This is a genomic window from Burkholderia sp. BCC0097 (genome assembly GCF_902832985.1).
Classification (GTDB): domain Bacteria; phylum Pseudomonadota; class Gammaproteobacteria; order Burkholderiales; family Burkholderiaceae; genus Burkholderia; species Burkholderia orbicola.
The window spans coordinates 289,831-306,617 of the sequence record NZ_CADFDM010000008.1 but is presented as its reverse complement, the minus strand read 5'-3'; the positions used below and the strand labels follow the sequence as shown (position 1 = coordinate 306,617).

The window sequence follows — 16,787 nt, the reverse complement described above, 5'->3', positions numbered from 1 at the left end:
ATGAACCGCACGACTCACACGATCCGTCGACACACCCTGCGCGCGCTGCTGGCCGCGCTTTGCATCGCGCCGCTCGGGATGACGGGCGCCGCGCACGCCGACGCGCCGCTGAAGATCGGCTTTCTCGTGAAGATGCCCGAGCAGGCGTGGTTCATCAACGAGCAGAACGCCGCGTCCGCGCTCGGCCAGAAGGAGAATTTCTCGGTCGTGAAGATCGGCACGCCGGACGGCGAGAAGGTGCTGGCCGCGATCGACAACCTCGGCTCGCAGGGCGCGCAAGGGTTCGTGATCTGCGCGCCGGACGTGCGTCTCGGGCCGGCGATCGCGTCGCGCGCGAAGCGCTACAACATGAAGTTCGTGACGGTCGACGACCAGCTCGTCGATTCGAGCGGCAAGCCGCTGCCGAACGTGCCGCACCTCGGGATGTCGGCGACCAAGATCGGCAACCAGGTCGGCCAGGCGATCTCCGACGAGATGAAGCGGCGCGGCTGGAAGCCGGAAGAAGTCGGCGCGCTGCGCATCACCAACTACGAGCTGCCGACCGCGAAGCTGCGCACCGACGGCGCGACGCAGGCGCTGCTCGCGAACGGCTTCCGCAAGGAGAACATCTTCGACGCGCCGCAGAAGACGACCGACGACGAAGGCGGCTTCAGCGCGGCGGCACCGGTGCTCGCGCGCCATCCGAACGTGAAGAAATGGGTGATCTACGCGCTGAATGAGGAAACCGTGCTCGGCGCGGTGCGCGCGACCGAACAGCTGCACATCCCGGCGGCCGACGTGATCGGCGTCGGCATCAACGGCGCGGGCGAGGCGTTCGCCGAATTCCAGAAGAAGGAGCCGACCGGCTTCTACGGGACGATCGCGGTCAGCTCGACGAACCACGGCAAGGACAGCACGCAGAACCTCGTCGACTGGATCCGCAACGGCAAGGTGCCGCCGGCCGACACGCAGACGAGCGGCAAGCTGATGACGCGCGCGAACTGGCAGGCCGTGCGCGCCGAACTCGGTATCTGAGCGGGGCGAGGCGAGAACGCGATGACGATGCAGACGATGACGGCCGCGTCCGGCCACGACGCCGAAGCGGGTACGCCGCCGGACGGCCCGCTGCTCGCGCTCGACGGCATCACCGTGACGTTTCCGGGCGTGCGTGCGCTCGACGCGGTGTCGCTGTCGGTGCGCGCGGGCGAAGTGCACGGGCTGATGGGCGAGAACGGCGCGGGTAAATCGACGCTGCTGAAGGTGTTGTCCGGCGTGAACCAGCCGCAAGCCGGCACGCTGACGCTGAACGGCACTGCGCAGCGCTTCGCGTCGACGCGCGCGGCGCTCGAGGCCGGCATCGCGATCATCTATCAGGAACTGCATCTGGTGCCCGAGCTGACGGTCGCGGAAAACCTGATGCTCGGGCAACTGCCGAGCCGGCTCGGCGTGGTCGACGAGCGCACGCTCGCGGCACGCGCGCTCGATGCGCTGGAGCGGCTCGGCGAGCACATCGATCCGGGCATCCCGGTGAAATATCTGTCGATCGGCCAGCGCCAGATGATCGAGATCGGCAAGGCGCTGATGCGCGATGCGCGCGTGATCGCGTTCGACGAACCGACGAGTTCGCTGTCCGCGCGCGAGACCACGCAACTGTTCCGGATCATCCGCGCGCTGCGCGCGGAAGGCCGCGCGATCATCTACGTCACGCACCGGATGGAGGAAGTCTACGAACTGTGCGACCGCGTGACGGTGTTTCGCGACGGCCGCCGCATCGACACGTTCGATTCCGTCGCCGATCTCGACCGCGACCGGCTGATCGGCTGCATGGTCGGCCGTTCGATCGAGGACGTGTACGGCTACCGGCCGCGCCCGGCCGGCGACGTACTGATCGAAGCGAAAGGGTTGGCGGGGCCGGGGCTGGCCGAGCCCGTGTCGTTCACCGCGCGGCGCGGCGAGATCGTCGGCTTCTTCGGGCTCGTCGGCGCGGGCCGCTCGGAACTGATGAAGCTGCTGTACGGCGCGGTGCGACCGAGCGCCGGGCACGTCGAGCTGAACGGCAAGCGCGTGGCGTTCGGCAGCCCGCGCGACGCGGTGCGGGCCGGCATCGCGCTGTGCCCGGAAGACCGCAAGCAGGAAGGCATCGTCGCGATCGCGTCGGTGGCCGACAACCTGAACATCAGCGCGCGCCGTCATTTCAGCCCGGCGCGCGTGCTGCTCGACGGGCGGCGCGAACGCGAGCTCGCGCAGAAATACATCGAGCGCCTCGCGATCAAGACCCGCGACGGCGAGACGCCGATCGGCGCGCTGTCGGGCGGCAACCAGCAGAAGGTCGTACTCGCGCGCTGGCTGGCCGAGCGCATCGACGTGTTCCTGATGGACGAGCCGACGCGCGGCATCGACGTCGGCGCGCGCGCCGAGATCTACAACCTGTTCTACGAACTCGCGGAAGCGGGCCGCACGGTGATCCTCGTGTCGAGCGATCTGGCCGAGGTGATCGGCGTGTCGGACCGGGTCATCGTGATGAAGGAAGGACGGATCGCGGGCGAGGTCGAGAAGGCGCGCGCGACGCCCGACGCGCTGATCAAGCTCGCGCTGCCGCGCTAGCGGCCCGCAGTCAACCGGAAAGCAAACGTTATGAGCCAGGCAATGCAACCCCAACGTACTTCCCCCTCCCCGGATACGCCCGCCGTGCCCACCCGCCCGCGTAGCGGCGTTTGGCAGGTGATCAACCGCTCCGGCATCGTGATGGTGTTTGTGGTGCTGTTCGCGGCGCTGTCGCTGACCGTGCCGGACTTCCTCACGTCCCGCAACATCCAGGGCCTGCTGCTGTCGGTCACGCTGATCGGCTCGATCGCGGTGACGATGATGTTCGTGCTCGCGCTCGGCGAGGTCGACCTGTCGGTCGCGTCGATCGTCGCTTTTTCGGGCGTGGTCGCCTCGACGCTGATCACCGCGACGCACAGCGTCGTGCTCGGTATCGCGGGCGGCGTGCTGGCAGGCGGCGCGGTCGGGCTCGTGAACGGCGTGCTGATCGCGCGCTGGCGGATCAACTCGCTGATCGTCACGCTCGCGATGATGGAAGTCGTGCGCGGGCTCGCGTTCATCACGTCGAACGGCGACGCGGTGATGATCTCGGAGGAGCGCTTCTTCGATCTCGGCGGCGGGTCGTTCCTCGGCATCTCGTATCCGATCTGGAGCAACATCGTCGGCTTCGTCGTGTTCGGCTTTTTGCTGCGCAAGACGGTGTTCGGCAAGAACGTGCTGGCCGTCGGCGGCAACGGCGAGGCCGCGCTGCTCGCGGGGCTGCCGGTGATGCGCATCAAGATCGCGGTGTTCGTGCTGCAGGGGCTCGTGACCGGCTTCGCCGGCGTGATGCTCGCGTCGCGGATGAGCCTCGGCGACCCGAAGACGTCGGTCGGTCTCGAACTCGGCGTGATTTCCGCGTGCGTGCTCGGCGGCGTGTCGCTGACGGGCGGCGTCGCGACGATCTCCGGCGTGCTCGTCGGCGTGCTGATCATGGGCTCGGTGCAGGACGCGATGAGCCTGCTGAACGTGCCGACCTTTTACCAATATCTGATACGCGGCGGAATTCTGTTGCTCGCGGTGCTGTTCGACCAGTATCGTCGCAACCAGCGGCGCGCGATGAAGATCTGATTCCGGTGATTGCGCGGCCGCCCGCGAACGCGACAGATCAGATATCGGGAGACGGCATGCAACAGACTCATCCGGCCGCGTCGGCGACGCTGCTGGCCGACAGCCGCAACACGCTCGGCGAAGGCGCGACGTGGTGCGACAGGGCGCACGCGCTGTACTGGGTGGACATCGAAGGCGCGCGGCTGTGGCGCTGTCGGGCGGATGGCTCGGACCTCACGCAGTGGGCGATGCCCGAACGGCTCGCGTGCTTCGCGCTGACCGGCGATCCGGACGTGCTGCTCGTCGGGCTCGCGACGCATCTCGCGTTGTTCGATCTGCGCAGCGGCGCGTTCACGCGGATCGTCGACGTCGAGCCCGAGTTGCCGACGCGGCTGAACGATGGGCGCTGCGACGGGGCCGGCGCATTCGTGTTCGGGATGAAGGACGAAGGCGCCGAGCCGCCGCGCGCGGTCGGCGGGTTCTATCGGCTCAATCCGGACCTCACGCTCGAACGGCTCGCGCTGCCGCCGGCCGCGATCGCGAACAGCATCGGGTTCTCGCCGGATGGGTCGAAGATGTACTTCTGCGATTCGCTGGTGCGCGAGATTTTCGTGTGCGATTACCGTGCGGGCGGCGATGTGGCCAATGTGCGGCCGTTCGCGCGGCTGACGAATGCGGACGGCGACCCGGATGGCTCGATCGTCGATCGTGACGGCGGGCTGTGGAATGCGCAGTGGGGTGGGCGGCGGGTGGTGCGTTATGGGCTGGATGGGGTTGAAACCGACCGCGTGGTCGTGCCGACCGCGCAGCCGAGCTGCGTCGCGATCGACGGTGAAGGCCGGTTGTATGTGACGAGTGCGCGTGTCGGATTGAGCGATGACGCGCTGGCTGGCGACGCGCACGCGGGCGGCGTGTTCGTCGCGCAAACGCGGCACGTGGGGCTGCCGACTGCGCGATTCGCGGGGACACGTCCTCGATGAATGGCGAGGGTGGACCGCAGGTTCCATCGATTGGCAGGCAAAACGAAAGCCCCCGACTTGTGAAGGTTCGGGGGCTTTTCTTTTACACGCAATCACCACAATTAAAATAAAGGTAGTCGAGCACGAATCCAATCCCATTTGGTAGGCGGAATCGCGAGCAACTGCATCACATCACTGCTCGAGCTATCGTAATATACGATTCCGCCGACACCGTCTGCCAGTTCTCGCTCAGTTGCAGAATTTACGTAGTATGAAAAATAGCGTTGAGCACGCAATTCTCCAGTCTCGTCAAAAAGCTGAAATCTCACTTCGTGCCCATTTCGAATATTCGCGCCACACAACTTTGCGTAATATTCCACACCTCCGAATTCTTTCTTCCCTCCATTCAATTCTTTTTCAAAAAAATCACACCGACCATAATTTGGCCTGGTCATATGAATGGAAAAGCCAATCAGCAAAAACATAAAAATGGCTAGCCCAATGAGTCGGGCGAGGCTGGTCTGCATATTTCGTCCTATGTTAACCAATTTTTTTCCGGTATCGCAGTCACTCCGTCCTGTGAAGGTTTGAGTGAAGCTGTTCTTTTACCCCATCACGAAGTGACGAACCATTTTCAAGATGAGAATCGATTGTTTTTGGTAATTTAATGGATGTGCGGACCAGTAATTCCGTACTTATACGAGGCAACTGAGAACATGGGGGGACGCTGAGCGTGATGTCGCGACTATGCGTTCGTCCCCCCACCTGCTGGTAAGATGGCCCGCAATTCCACCCAGCCCGCGCCATGAGTTCCACCCCAACCAAGCCCGCCCGTTCGAAACCCGCCGCGAAGAACGCCGCCCGCACGCCGAGCGACAAGCCGAAGCCGCGTGCGCAACAGCGCCTGACCTACGTGATCGGCGGCCTCGACCGGCTGCTGCGCCGCCACATGACCGACGCGCTCGCGCCGCTCGGCATCACGCTCGCGCAATACACGGCGCTGTCGGTGCTCGAAGCGCGCGGCGCATCGTCGAACGCGCAGTTGGCCGAGCGCTCGTGGATCACGCCGCAGTCGGCGAACGAGGTGATGAGCGTGATGGCCGCCCGCGGTTTCGTCACGCGCGAAGCCGACCCGTCGCACGGCCGCATCATCCTGCTGACGCTGACCGATGCAGGCGCGGCGATGCTGCGCGAATGCGAAGCCGCGCTGCGGCCGGTCGAGGCACGCATGCTCGGCGACATCCCGGCCGACGACGCCGCGCACGTGCAGCGCGCGCTCGAACTGTTCTCGCGCAACCTGCGCGGCTGACCGCTTCCCCGATTCTCACGACGCGGGCCGGCCAGGCCCGCGCTCGCTTCCTACGCGCAATCGGCATTCGCCCGACCGCTCCCTGATTTCCCCGCCGCTTCCTCCGTGTCCCGCTCCGGGTTTACACCGGCGCTCGTGCCGCTTGCAATATCAGGTAGCCTGATATTAAATGAAGCCGTCCGCAGCAGGAATGTTGCGCACCGAATCGCACTGGAAACGAACGACAGGAACAGACATGAGCAAGTACGACAACCGCTGGCAGACCGTTGAAGTGAAAGTGGAGGCCGGCATCGCGTGGGTCACGCTGAACCGCCCCGAGAAGCGCAACGCAATGAGCCCGACGCTGAACCGGGAGATGCTGGAAGTCCTCGACGCGGTCGAGTTCGACGACGAGGCGAAGGTGCTGGTGCTGACCGGCGCGGGCGCCGCGTGGACGGCCGGCATGGATCTGAAGGAATATTTCCGCGAGATCGACGGCGGCTCCGACGCGCTGCAGGAAAAAGTGCGCCGCGACGCGTCGGAATGGCAGTGGCGCCGGCTGCGGATGTACAACAAGCCGACGATCGCGATGGTGAACGGCTGGTGCTTCGGCGGCGGGTTCTCGCCGCTCGTCGCGTGCGATCTCGCGATCGCGGCGGACGACGCGGTGTTCGGGCTGTCGGAGATCAACTGGGGCATCCCGCCGGGCAACCTCGTCAGCAAGGCGATGGCCGACACGGTCGGGCACCGCCGCGCGCTGCACTACATCATGACCGGCGACACGTTCACCGGCGCGCAAGCGGCCGAGATGGGCCTCGTGAACAGCAGCGTGCCGCTCGCCGAACTGCGCGACGCGACGATCGCGCTCGCCGCACGGCTGATGGACAAGAATCCGGTCGTGCTGCGCGCGGCGAAACACGGCTTCAAGCGGTCGCGCGAACTCACGTGGGAACAGTGCGAGGATTACCTGTATGCGAAGCTCGACCAGGCGCAGCTGCGCGACCCGGAGCGCGGCCGCGAGCAGGGGCTGAAGCAGTTCCTCGACGACAAGACGATCAAGCCGGGCCTGCAGGCATACAAGCGCTGATACAAGCGCCCACGCAGCCGCCGGCATCACCGCCGGCGTAATCGCAAGAGACAGGCAAGGCAGGAGACGACATGACCGACAGACGGATGCTGATCGGCGGCGAGTGGTGCAACGCCCGCGACGGCCGCACCTTCGACCGCTTCAACCCCGCGACGGGCGCGCTCGCGTCGCGCGCGCCGGCGGCCGGCATTGCCGACGCCGACGCGGCGATCGACGCCGCGCACCGCGCATTCCCCGCATGGGCGGCGCTCGCGCCGACGGAGCGGCGCCGCCGGCTGCTGAAGGGGGCCGACCTGATGGACGCGCGCATCGACGAGATCATCGCGACGGGCGTGGCCGAAACGGGCGCGACGCCCGGCTGGCTCGGCTTCAACGTGACGCTCGCGGCGAACATGCTGCGCGAGGCCGCGTCGATGACGACGCAGATCGCCGGCGACGTGATCCCGTCCGACGTCCCGGGCAATCTCGCGCTCGCGATGCGCGTGCCGTGCGGCGTGGTGCTCGGCATCGCGCCGTGGAACGCGCCGGTGATCCTCGGCACGCGTGCGCTGGCGATGCCGCTCGCCTGCGGCAACACGGTCGTGCTGAAGGCGTCCGAGGCGTGCCCGGGCGTGCACGCACTGATCGGCGCGGTGCTGGACGAAGCGGGGCTTGGCGCGGGCGTGGTCAACGTGATCACGCACGCGGTGGCCGATGCGCCCGAACTCGTCGAGCGGATGATCGCGCATCCGCATGTGAAGCGGATCAACTTCACCGGGTCGACGCACGTCGGCCGCATCATCGCGCGCCACGCGGCCGCGCACCTGAAACCCGTGCTGCTCGAACTCGGCGGCAAGGCGCCCGTGCTGGTGCTCGACGATGCCGATCTCGATGCAGCCGTCGACGCGATCGCGTTCGGCGCATTCTTCAACCAGGGGCAGATCTGCATGTCGACCGAGCGCGTGATCGTCGCGCGGCCGATCGCCGACGCGCTTGTCGAGCGGCTGACGGCGAAGGCGCGCACGCTGGTCGCGGGCGATCCGCTGGCCGGCCATCCGCTCGGCACGATGGTCGATGCGTCGGCCGCCGCGCGCGCGGCGTCGCTGGTCGAGGATGCGCGTGCGCAGGGCGCGCAACTGCCGCTAGGCTGCCGTGTGGAAGGCGCGACGATGCAGCCCGCGATCGTCGACGGCGTCACGCGCGACATGCGGCTCTATCGCGAGGAATCGTTCGCACCGGTCGTCGCGATCCTGCGCGCGGACAGCGACGACGAAGCGGTCGCGCTCGCGAACGACAGCGAGTTCGGGCTGTCGGCGAGCGTGTTCAGCCGCGATATCGCACGTGCGATGGCGGTCGCGCGACGGATCGAATCGGGGATCTGCCACGTCAACGGGCCCACCGTGCACGACGAAGCGCAGATGCCCTTCGGCGGCACGAAGGCGAGCGGCTACGGCCGCTTCGGCAGCCGCGCGTCGATCGCCGAATTCACCGAGCTGCGCTGGATCACCGTGCAGACCGCGCTGCGCCACTACCCGATATGAGCGAGCCGACGATGAATGCAGAGAAGGCGCAGCTTCAGGTCGGCCAACACGCCGGCGGCGTGCGCTATCGCGCGGCCGCCGTCGCGGTCGGCGCGGCCGAGATTCACCGCGCCGACGACGGTACCTGGTACCTGCGCTCGCGCGAGCCGCTCGGCGATTACCCGACGCGCCTTACCGACTGCCTCGTGCGCGGCGCGCAAGCACACCCCGACCGCGTGCTGGCCGCGCGGCGCGGCGCCGACGGGCACTGGATCGAGATCACCTACGCCCGGATGCTCGAACGCGCCCGCGCGCTCGGCCAGGGCCTCGTCGATCTCGGGCTGTCGGCCGAGCGTCCGCTCGCGGTGCTGTCCGGCAACGATCTCGAGCATCTGCAGATGATGTTCGCCGCGATGCTCGCCGGCGTGCCGTACTCGCCGATCTCGCCCGCGTATTCGCTGGTGTCGACCGACTACGGCAAGCTGCGTCACACGCTTGGCGTGCTGCGGCCGGGCGCGGTGTTCGTCGCCGAACGCGCGCCGTTCGCGCGGGCGCTCGACGCGACGTTGCCGGCCGATGCGACGCTGATCGTCGCGCGCGATGCCGATGCGCAAACCGATGTCGAAAGCCGCGCGGTGCCGCTGTCGCGCCTGCTCGCCACCGTCCCGCGCACGATCGATGCGATCCACGAGGCGGTCGGCCCCGACCATCTCGCGAAGATCCTGTTCACGTCGGGTTCGACGAAGCAGCCGAAGGCCGTGCCGACCACGCACCGGATGCTGTGCAGCAACCAGCAGATGCTGCGCCAGACGATGCCGGAGCTCACGCGCGAGCCGCCGGTGCTGGTGGACTGGCTGCCGTGGAATCACACGTTCGGCGGCAGCCACAACCTCGGCATCGCGCTGTACAACGGCGGCACGCTGTATATCGACGACGGCCGTCCGATGCCCGGCCGCTTCGACGAAACCGTGCGCAACTTGCGCGAGATCGCGCCGACGATCTACTTCAACGTCCCGAAGGGCTGGGAAGAGCTGACTACCGCGCTGGAGCGCGACGCCGAATTGCGCGACACGTTCTTCTCGCGCGTGAAGCTGTATTTCTTCGGCGGCGCGGGGCTGTCGCAGGCTGCGTGGGACCGGCTCGACCGCGTGACCGAAGCGCATTGCGGCGAGCGTATCCGGATCATGGCTGGCCTCGGGATGACGGAGGCGTCGCCGTCGTGCCTGTTCACGACGGGGCCGCTGATGCGCGCCGGCTATATCGGGTTGCCCGCGCCCGGCTGCGACGCGAAGCTCGTGCCGTGCGGCGGCAAGCACGAACTGCGCTTCAAGGGGCCGAACGTGATGGGCGGCTATTGGCACGCGGACGTCGATCCGCGCGACGTGTTCGACGAAGAAGGCTATTACCGCAGCGGCGACGCGGGCGTCTTTGCCGATCCGCAGCGGCCGGAACTCGGGCTGCTGTTCGACGGGCGGTTGACCGAGGATTTCAAGCTGAGCAGCGGCACGTTCGTGAGCGTCGGTCCGTTGCGCGCGAACGCAGTGTCGACGGGCGCGCCGTACGTGCAGGACGTGGTCGTCACCGGGATCAATCGCGACGACATCGGGTTGCTGGTGTTCCCGCGCGTCGATGCCTGCCGTGCGCTGGCAGGGCTCGCGGCCGACGCGTCCGTGACCGACGTGCTGCGCGCGCCGGCCGTGCGCGCGGCGTTCGCGGCGTGGCTGGCTGCACTGAACCGGAACGCGAGCGGCGGGTCGACGTTCGTCGCGCGAATCCGGCTGATCGACACGCCGCCGTCGCTCGATCTCGGCGAAGTGACCGACAAGGGTTCGCTGAACCAGGCAGCCGTGCAGAAGCATCGCGCGGCGATGATCGACGCGCTGTACGACCCGGCTCGGCGTGACCCCGACGTGATTTACGCGTAGACAGCACGCCGGGGCAGCAACGAGCAGCAACAAGCAACAAGCAACAAGCAGCAAGCAACAAGCAGCAAGCAGGCACAACGACCGGCCGGCTATAGCACCGGCAGGCACTTTCGCGGCCAGTGAATCAGGTTGCCTGATAAAGGCAGCCGTTCATACGACACCTCGCGCGCCGAACCGCCACTGGCCGGCGGCGGCGCGCGGCGGTCGTTGCACGGCCGACCGACTACAAAGACATGGGACTGGAGACATGAACACTTACGTTGCCGAAAAATCCACGGTCGCGACCACGCTCGCGCTGTGTTTCGCGATCGCACTCCTCGAAGGGCTCGACCTGCAGTCGGTCGGGGTCGCCGCGCCGCGCATGGCGCGCGAATTCGGGTTGACCGTGTCGCAGATGGGCATCGCGTTCAGCGCGGGCACCTTCGGGCTACTGCCGGGCGCGATGCTCGGCGGGCGGCTCGCCGACCGGATCGGCCGCAAGCGCGTGCTGATCGCATCGGTCGTGCTGTTCGGGCTGCTGTCGATCGCGACCGCGCAGGTATCGACGTTCGCGATGCTCGTCGTCGTGCGCGTGCTGACCGGCATCGGCCTCGGCGGCGCGATGCCGAACCTGATCGCGCTGTCGTCCGAAGCGGTCGAGCCGCGCTCGCGCAGCAGCGCGGTCGCGACGATGTACTGCGGAATCCCGTTCGGTGGCGTGATCGCCTCGGTGATCGGCGTGCTGCTCGCCGGCGACACCGAATGGCGGCACATCTTCTACGTCGGCGGCGTGGGGCCGCTGCTGCTCGTGCCGCTGCTGGTGTGGTTCCTGCCGGAATCGCGCGCGTATCTCGACGTCGCCGGCACGCAAGCCGCGCGCGCGAGCGTTGGCCGCACGCTGTTCGGCGACGGCCGCACGACGTCGACGGTCGCGCTGTGGGTCAGCTACTTCTGCACGCTGATCGTCCTCTACTTCCTGCTGAACTGGCTGCCGTCGCTGGTGGCCTCGCGCGGGCTCGATCGCGCACACGTCGGCCTCGTGCAAATCGCGTTCAACGTCGGCGCGGGGCTTGGCGCGCTCGGCATCGGTGCGGCGCTCGACCGGATGCGCGCGTCGCGCGTAGTCGGCGGGATGTACGTCGGGATCGTGCTGTCGCTCGCCGCGCTCGCGGCCGCGCCGGGTTTCGGGTCGCTCGCGGCGGCCGCGTTCGCGGCGGGGATGTTCGTCGTCGGCGGGCAGTCGGTGCTGTATGCGCTCGCGGCGATCTACTACCCGACCGCGATGCGCGGCACCGGCGTCGGCGCGGCTGTGGCGGTCGGCCGGCTCGGCTCCGTCGTCGGGCCGCTCGCGGCCGCGACGCTGCTGGCCGCGGGCCGCAGCGCGCCCGTCGTGATCGGCGCGAGCATCCCCGTCACGCTCGTCGCGGCCTTCGCTGCGTTCGTGCTGATTCGCCGCCCGCAAGCCGGCGACTGAGATTTCGATTTTTTTCAATGCGCGCCGTCAGAGCGCGCTTACTCAAGGTCTGGAGACGCAACGATGAAGACGAAGACAAGGAACGGCCTGCTGGCCGCCGGCGCTTGCTGCGCGCTTGCCGCTCCGGGTGCGCATGCGCAGTCGAGCGTGACGCTGTACGGGATCATCGATACGGGCGTCGAATTCGTGTCGCACGCGAACGCGGCCGGCGATCACGTGGTGCGGATGCCGGGCGTGACGGGCGAGCTGCCGTCGCGCTGGGGGCTGCGCGGCACCGAGGATCTCGGCGGCGGCTATCAGGCGGTGTTTACGCTCGAAAGCGGCTTCAACGTGCGCGGCGGCGATCTCGGGCAGGGCGGCCGGCTGTTCGGGCGGCAGGCGTTCGTCGGGCTGAAGAGCGGTTTCGGCACGCTCGCGTTCGGCCGCCAGTACACGATGACCTATCTTGCGCTGCAGGGCGCGGACATCATCGGCCCCGACATCTACGGGCTCGGCTCGTTCGACGCGTACGTGCCGAACGGCCGCGCCGACAACGCGGTGACCTACGTCGGCGCGTATCGCGGCGTGACGTTCGGCGCCGCGTATTCGTTCGGCCGCGACGGCGCGGGCACCGGCAATTCGCCGGGGCAGGGCACGTGCGCGGGGCAGGTGCCGGGCGACGCGGTGCAGTGCCGCAACTGGTCGGTGATGCTCAAGTACGACAGCGCGTATTTCGGCGCGGCGGCGTCGTACGAGGAACAGCGCGGCGGCACCGGCGCGGCCGCCAACTTCTTCGACGGCGTGGCGCCCGTTCCCTTCACCAGCAGCGGCGGCAAGGATGCGCGCACGCACGTCAGCGCGTATGCGCAGGCGGCCGGCGCGAAGATCGGCGCGGGCTGGATCGGGCGGCGCGTGTCGACCGGTTCGCCGGCCGCGGCGGGCGCGCATTCCGACCTGTTCTTCGTCGGCGCGTCGTATGCGGTGAAGCCCGATTTCATCGTCGATGGCGAAGGCTACCGCATCGTCAACAGCGCGCACGACACGCGCGCGACGATGGCCACGCTGCGCGCGACCTATCTGCTGACCAAGCGCACGGCCGTCTATGCGCAATCGTCCTATCTGTGGAACAGCGAGCATGCACGCTACTCGGTCAGCGGCGGCGGGCCCGGCACGACGCCCGGCGCGGGGATGGGGCAGCTCGGCGCGATGGTCGGCATGCGGCACATGTTCTGATTCACCGGCGTGACGAACCCAACGGGAGTTATCTTGAACAGGAAATCTGCATTCCTCTGTATTGCGCCGTTGTCCGCCGCCGCCCTGCTCGCCGGTTGCGGCGGCGACGATTCGATCAGCGCCCCGCCCACGCACCTGAGCGCCGCGACGCCGGCCACGATGGCGCAGACCTGCGACGCGCTCGCCGCGAAGCTCGCGTATGCGAACACGTCGTTCACGTCGGTGACGACCGCGGCCGCCGGCGCGCTGACGGTGGCCGGCAAGCCGGTCGCCGAGCACTGCGTGATCGCCGGCAAGATGAACGAGCGCGTGAGCGCGGTGGACGGCAAGACCTATGCGATCGGCTTCGAGATGCGTTTGCCGAAAGCATGGAACGGCCGCTTCTTCTACCAGGCCAACGGCGGGCTCGACGGCAACGTCGTGACCGCGACCGGCGAGATCGGCGGCGGCGGGCCGCTGACCAACGCGCTGAATCAGGGCTTCGCGGTGATCAGCTCGGATTCGGGGCACAGCGCCGCGCAGAATCCGCTGTTCGGTCTCGATCCGCAGGCGCGGATCGATTACGGCTACGGCGCCGTCGACGCGCTGACGCCGATGGCGAAGCAGGTGATCCGGCTCGCGTACGGCAAGGCGCCCGATCGCAGCTATTTCGGCGGCTGCTCGAACGGCGGCCGTCACGCGATGGTCACGGCGGTGCGCAACCCGGCCGACTACGACGGCATCATCGCGGGCGACCCGGGCTTCCATCTGCCGAAGGCGGCGATCGGCGAGATGTATGGCGCCCAGCAGTTCGCGAAGATCGCGTCGGCCACCGGCACGAACGGGCTGCCGGATATCCGCAGCGGTTTCAACGATGCGGAGCGCCAGTTCGTCGGCGCGAAGATTCTCGAGAAATGCGATGCGCTCGATGGCGCGGCCGACGGGATGGTGCAGGACGTCGCCGCGTGCCAGGCGCACTTCAGCGTCGACGCCGATATCCCGACCTGCGCGAACGGCACCCGCACGGGCGCCTGCCTGACGCCTGCGCAGAAAACCGCGCTGGAGAACGTGTTCGCCGGTGCGCGCAACAGCGCGGGCACGGCGCTCTACGCGAGCTTTCCGTACGATCCGGGCGTGGCCGGCGGCGGCTGGGCCGCGTGGAAGCAGTCGAATTCGATCACGCTCGACCCGGCCGCGATGGCGTTCACGTTCATGACGCCGCCGAAAACCGCCGCCGCGCTCGCGAACCTGCCCGGTTTCGCGCTCGGTTTCGACATGGACAACGACGCGCCGGCGATCTTCGCGACGAACGGCACTTACACGCAATCGTCGTGGTCGTTCATGACGCCGCCCGACGAGACGAACCTCGCCGCGCTGAAGTCGCGCGGCGCGAAGCTGCTCGTCTATCACGGCACTGGCGACCCGGTGTTCTCGTTCAACGACACGCGCGACTGGTATGCGCAGGTCGCGCAGGCGAACGGCGGCGATGCGTCGAGCTTTGCTCGCTTCTATCCGGTGCCGGGGATGAACCACTGCTCGGGCGGGCCGGCCGCCGACCAGTTCGACATGCTGACGCCGCTCGTCGCGTGGGTCGAACAGGGGCAGGCGCCGGCGGCGGTCGTGGCGACCGCGCGCGACACGACGAACGCGGTGCCGAATGCGGAGGTGCCGGCGTCGTGGGGTGCGGGACGCACGCGGCCGCTGTGCCCGTATCCGCAGGTCGCGCGCTACAACGGTTCGGGCGACCTGAACTCGGCGGCGAGCTTCAGTTGTCGCTGACGTAGCCGTCGATGGGAGGCGGCTGGCGCGTGTAACGACGTGCCGGCCGCTTCATGGCCTCATTCATTCACTCGCCGGCATCGACCGGCACGTCGAGCCCGACCTTCACGCGGCTCATGCTCACCAGCGTCTTGAACCGCTTCACGTTGTTGTTCGCGAAGAACAGCTCGCGCGTGAGCGCGTTGTACTGATCCATGTTGCGCACCGCGAGGATCAGCACGAAATCCCATTCCCCCGTCACGTAGTAGCACTGCTGGATCTGCGGGCAGCGCTCGAACGCGCGCTTCATCGCGTCGAGCTGGTCGATCTGCTCGCTTTCGACCTCGACGTTCACGACGATCGTCAGCGGATGATCGACCTTGTCAGGCGCGACGACGGCCGTGTAGCGCTCGATCACGCCCGCTTCCGCGAGGCGCCGCAGCCGCCGGTTCACCGCGGCGGTCGACAGGTTGACGCGCGCGCCGAGCTCGGCCTGCGGCGTCTGCGCGTCGCGCTGGACTTCCATCAACAGCTTGCGATCGAACGCATCGAGAGGGGTCGTCATGATGGCGCGTGAAGCCTCGAAAGAATGAGAAATTTTTGCGTCGGAGCGGTCGATTTGGCGATTTTGTTGACCAGCATGCGCAATATTATTTTTCCAACCGACGGCGAGCGCAACACGCGCCTGCCCGATCCGACTCACCCGACGGACCGCCAGCGGTCCCGATCCGGAGCCTTTCGCCATGCTGATCGCCAACCCGCGTGCGTCGCGCACCGCCTATCCAAACGCGCTGCGCCGCGTGATGAACATCGCGTCGGCCGACGAAAGCGGCGCATGGCTCGCGCACTGGCCGCTCGTCGGCAACGCGCGCACGCCGCTGCGTGCGCTGCCCGATCTGGCCGCGCGGCTCGGCGTCGCGAGCGTCAGCGTGAAGGACGAGTCGTGCCGCTCGCCGCTCGGCAGCTTCAAGGCGCTCGGCGCGCCGATCGCGCTGGTGCGGCTCGTGAAGCGGCTGCGCCGCACGCAGGCACTCGATCCGCAAGGGCTCGTCACCGGCTGCTACGCGTCCGAGCTGGCCGACCTGACGGTGATCAGCGCGACCGACGGCAATCACGGCCGCGCGCTGGCCGCCGCCGCGCGCGCGATCGGCTGTGGCTGCGTGATCGTGCTGCACGCGAACGTCGACGCCGAGCGCGAACGCGCGATCTCGGCGTACGGCGCGCGGATCGTGCGCATCGCGGGGAACTACGACGAATCGGTCGTCTGCGCGGCGCAGCTCGCGCAGGCGAACGGCTGGTACGTCGTGTCGGATACGTCGTACGACGGCTACGAAGCGATTCCGCGCGACGTGATGCAGGGCTACGGCGTGATCGCCGCCGAAGCGGCCGCGCAGGCGGCGGAGGACGACGGCCGCCCGTTCACGCACGTGTTCCTGCAGGGCGGCGTGGGTGGCCTCGCCGCGGGCGTCGCGAGTTACCTGTGGGAACGCGACGGCGCGCGGCGGCCGCGCTTCGTCGTCGTCGAGCCGCGCCAGGCCGATTGCCTGTACCAGAGCGCGCTGGCCGGGCGCGCGACGAAGGCGAGCGGCAGCGTCGATTCTGTGATGGCCGGGCTCGCGTGCGGCGAGGCGTCGCCGCTCGCGTGGGATTTCCTCGAAATGTGCATCGACCATTTCATGCTGATCGACGACGAGGACGCGGTGCAGGCGATGCGCGGGCTCGCGGCCGGCAGCGAACGCGACGTGCCGCTCGTCGCCGGCGAATCGGGGGCGGCCGGCGTGGCGGGGCTCGACGTGCTGATGCGCGACCCGGCGCTTGCGCGGCAGGTCGGACTCGACGCGAATGCGCGCGTGCTGGCGATCAACACGGAAGGCGCGACCGCGCCGTCCGTATACCGGGATTGCGTGGGCGATTCGGCCGACGCGGTGCTGGCGCGCCAGCGCGACTGGCTGAGCCGCGCGGCGGTGGCGGCCTGAACGACGTGACAACCGACATGACGACCGACGAGGCAAACG

At 68.1% G+C, this 16,787-nt stretch carries 14 protein-coding genes; 12 read left to right on the top strand and 2 right to left on the bottom strand.

Annotation, left to right across the window (positions count from 1 at the left end):
• Genes HWX07_RS27320 through HWX07_RS27305 form a run of 4 tightly spaced genes read left to right on the top strand, consistent with a single transcriptional unit; the run spans position 1 to position 4,592 of the window.
• The gene (locus tag HWX07_RS27320; protein ID WP_175878380.1) at positions 1 to 1,014 is read left to right on the top strand and encodes an arabinose ABC transporter substrate-binding protein; all 1,014 of its coding nucleotides are present in this window, start codon (positions 1 to 3) and stop codon (positions 1,012 to 1,014) included.
• Between the two features lie 21 nt (positions 1,015 to 1,035).
• Complete coding sequence (araG, locus tag HWX07_RS27315; RefSeq protein ID WP_175878379.1) at positions 1,036 to 2,583, top strand: L-arabinose ABC transporter ATP-binding protein AraG; 1,548 nt, start codon at positions 1,036 to 1,038, stop codon at positions 2,581 to 2,583.
• A 30-nt stretch (positions 2,584 to 2,613) separates the two neighbouring features.
• Complete coding sequence (araH, locus tag HWX07_RS27310) at positions 2,614 to 3,633, top strand: L-arabinose ABC transporter permease AraH (protein WP_175878378.1); 1,020 nt, start codon at positions 2,614 to 2,616, stop codon at positions 3,631 to 3,633.
• Between the two features lie 56 nt (positions 3,634 to 3,689).
• Entirely contained in the window at positions 3,690 to 4,592 is a 903-nt protein-coding gene (locus tag HWX07_RS27305; protein WP_175878377.1) for an SMP-30/gluconolactonase/LRE family protein, read from the top strand.
• Between the two features lie 101 nt (positions 4,593 to 4,693).
• Here the strand turns inward: HWX07_RS27305 and HWX07_RS27300 are convergent, their stop codons facing one another.
• Positions 4,694 to 5,098, bottom strand: a complete 405-nt coding sequence (locus HWX07_RS27300) for a hypothetical protein (RefSeq protein ID WP_175878376.1) — start codon at positions 5,096 to 5,098, stop codon at positions 4,694 to 4,696.
• A 278-nt stretch (positions 5,099 to 5,376) separates the two neighbouring features.
• On the opposite strand from HWX07_RS27300, the gene HWX07_RS27295 reads away from it, so the two are divergent.
• From HWX07_RS27295 to HWX07_RS27265, 7 genes are all read left to right on the top strand, one after another.
• Positions 5,377 to 5,880: a MarR family winged helix-turn-helix transcriptional regulator gene (locus tag HWX07_RS27295; RefSeq protein WP_175878375.1), complete on the top strand. Its 504-nt coding sequence runs from the start codon at positions 5,377 to 5,379 to the stop codon at positions 5,878 to 5,880.
• A 235-nt stretch (positions 5,881 to 6,115) separates the two neighbouring features.
• The gene (locus tag HWX07_RS27290) at positions 6,116 to 6,946 is read left to right on the top strand and encodes a p-hydroxycinnamoyl CoA hydratase/lyase (RefSeq protein WP_012339104.1); all 831 of its coding nucleotides are present in this window, start codon (positions 6,116 to 6,118) and stop codon (positions 6,944 to 6,946) included.
• A gap of 71 nt (positions 6,947 to 7,017) precedes the next feature.
• Positions 7,018 to 8,466, top strand: coding sequence for an aldehyde dehydrogenase (locus HWX07_RS27285; protein WP_175878374.1), 1,449 nt, complete (start codon positions 7,018 to 7,020; stop codon positions 8,464 to 8,466).
• Between the two features lie 11 nt (positions 8,467 to 8,477).
• Positions 8,478 to 10,370, top strand: coding sequence for a feruloyl-CoA synthase (locus HWX07_RS27280; protein WP_175878373.1), 1,893 nt, complete (start codon positions 8,478 to 8,480; stop codon positions 10,368 to 10,370).
• Between the two features lie 247 nt (positions 10,371 to 10,617).
• Positions 10,618 to 11,823 (top strand): 3-(3-hydroxy-phenyl)propionate transporter MhpT, encoded by a 1,206-nt coding sequence (mhpT, locus tag HWX07_RS27275; RefSeq protein ID WP_175878372.1) that lies wholly within the window; start codon positions 10,618 to 10,620, stop codon positions 11,821 to 11,823.
• 63 nt (positions 11,824 to 11,886) lie between these two features.
• Positions 11,887 to 13,035, top strand: a complete 1,149-nt coding sequence (locus HWX07_RS27270) for a porin (RefSeq protein WP_175878371.1) — start codon at positions 11,887 to 11,889, stop codon at positions 13,033 to 13,035.
• A gap of 33 nt (positions 13,036 to 13,068) precedes the next feature.
• Positions 13,069 to 14,793, top strand: a complete 1,725-nt coding sequence (locus tag HWX07_RS27265; protein WP_175878370.1) for a tannase/feruloyl esterase family alpha/beta hydrolase — start codon at positions 13,069 to 13,071, stop codon at positions 14,791 to 14,793.
• 67 nt (positions 14,794 to 14,860) lie between these two features.
• On the opposite strand, the gene HWX07_RS27260 is transcribed toward HWX07_RS27265, so the two are convergent.
• On the bottom strand, positions 14,861 to 15,337 hold the full coding sequence (locus HWX07_RS27260; protein ID WP_059581607.1) for an Lrp/AsnC family transcriptional regulator: 477 nt from the start codon (positions 15,335 to 15,337) through the stop codon (positions 14,861 to 14,863).
• Positions 15,338 to 15,515: 178 nt separating this feature from the next.
• Here HWX07_RS27260 and HWX07_RS27255 point away from each other — a divergent pair, with 178 nt between their 5' ends.
• Entirely contained in the window at positions 15,516 to 16,748 is a 1,233-nt protein-coding gene (locus tag HWX07_RS27255; protein ID WP_175878369.1) for a diaminopropionate ammonia-lyase, read from the top strand.
• Positions 16,749 to 16,787: the final 39 nt, after the last annotated feature.

Bases quoted from the DNA above. Each gene is read 5' to 3' on its own strand.
- HWX07_RS27320 (WP_175878380.1), top strand. From the start codon at position 1: ATGAACCGCACGACTCACACGATCCGTCGACACACCCTGCGCGCGCTG.
- araG (WP_175878379.1), top strand. From the start codon at position 1,036: ATGACGATGCAGACGATGACGGCCGCGTCCGGCCACGACGCCGAAGCG.
- araH (WP_175878378.1), top strand. From the start codon at position 2,614: ATGAGCCAGGCAATGCAACCCCAACGTACTTCCCCCTCCCCGGATACG.
- HWX07_RS27305 (WP_175878377.1), top strand. From the start codon at position 3,690: ATGCAACAGACTCATCCGGCCGCGTCGGCGACGCTGCTGGCCGACAGC.
- HWX07_RS27300 (WP_175878376.1), bottom strand. From the start codon at position 5,098: ATGCAGACCAGCCTCGCCCGACTCATTGGGCTAGCCATTTTTATGTTT.
- HWX07_RS27295 (WP_175878375.1), top strand. From the start codon at position 5,377: ATGAGTTCCACCCCAACCAAGCCCGCCCGTTCGAAACCCGCCGCGAAG.
- HWX07_RS27290 (WP_012339104.1), top strand. From the start codon at position 6,116: ATGAGCAAGTACGACAACCGCTGGCAGACCGTTGAAGTGAAAGTGGAG.
- HWX07_RS27285 (WP_175878374.1), top strand. From the start codon at position 7,018: ATGACCGACAGACGGATGCTGATCGGCGGCGAGTGGTGCAACGCCCGC.
- HWX07_RS27280 (WP_175878373.1), top strand. From the start codon at position 8,478: ATGAATGCAGAGAAGGCGCAGCTTCAGGTCGGCCAACACGCCGGCGGC.
- mhpT (WP_175878372.1), top strand. From the start codon at position 10,618: ATGAACACTTACGTTGCCGAAAAATCCACGGTCGCGACCACGCTCGCG.
- HWX07_RS27270 (WP_175878371.1), top strand. From the start codon at position 11,887: ATGAAGACGAAGACAAGGAACGGCCTGCTGGCCGCCGGCGCTTGCTGC.
- HWX07_RS27260 (WP_059581607.1), bottom strand. From the start codon at position 15,337: ATGACGACCCCTCTCGATGCGTTCGATCGCAAGCTGTTGATGGAAGTC.
- HWX07_RS27255 (WP_175878369.1), top strand. From the start codon at position 15,516: ATGCTGATCGCCAACCCGCGTGCGTCGCGCACCGCCTATCCAAACGCG.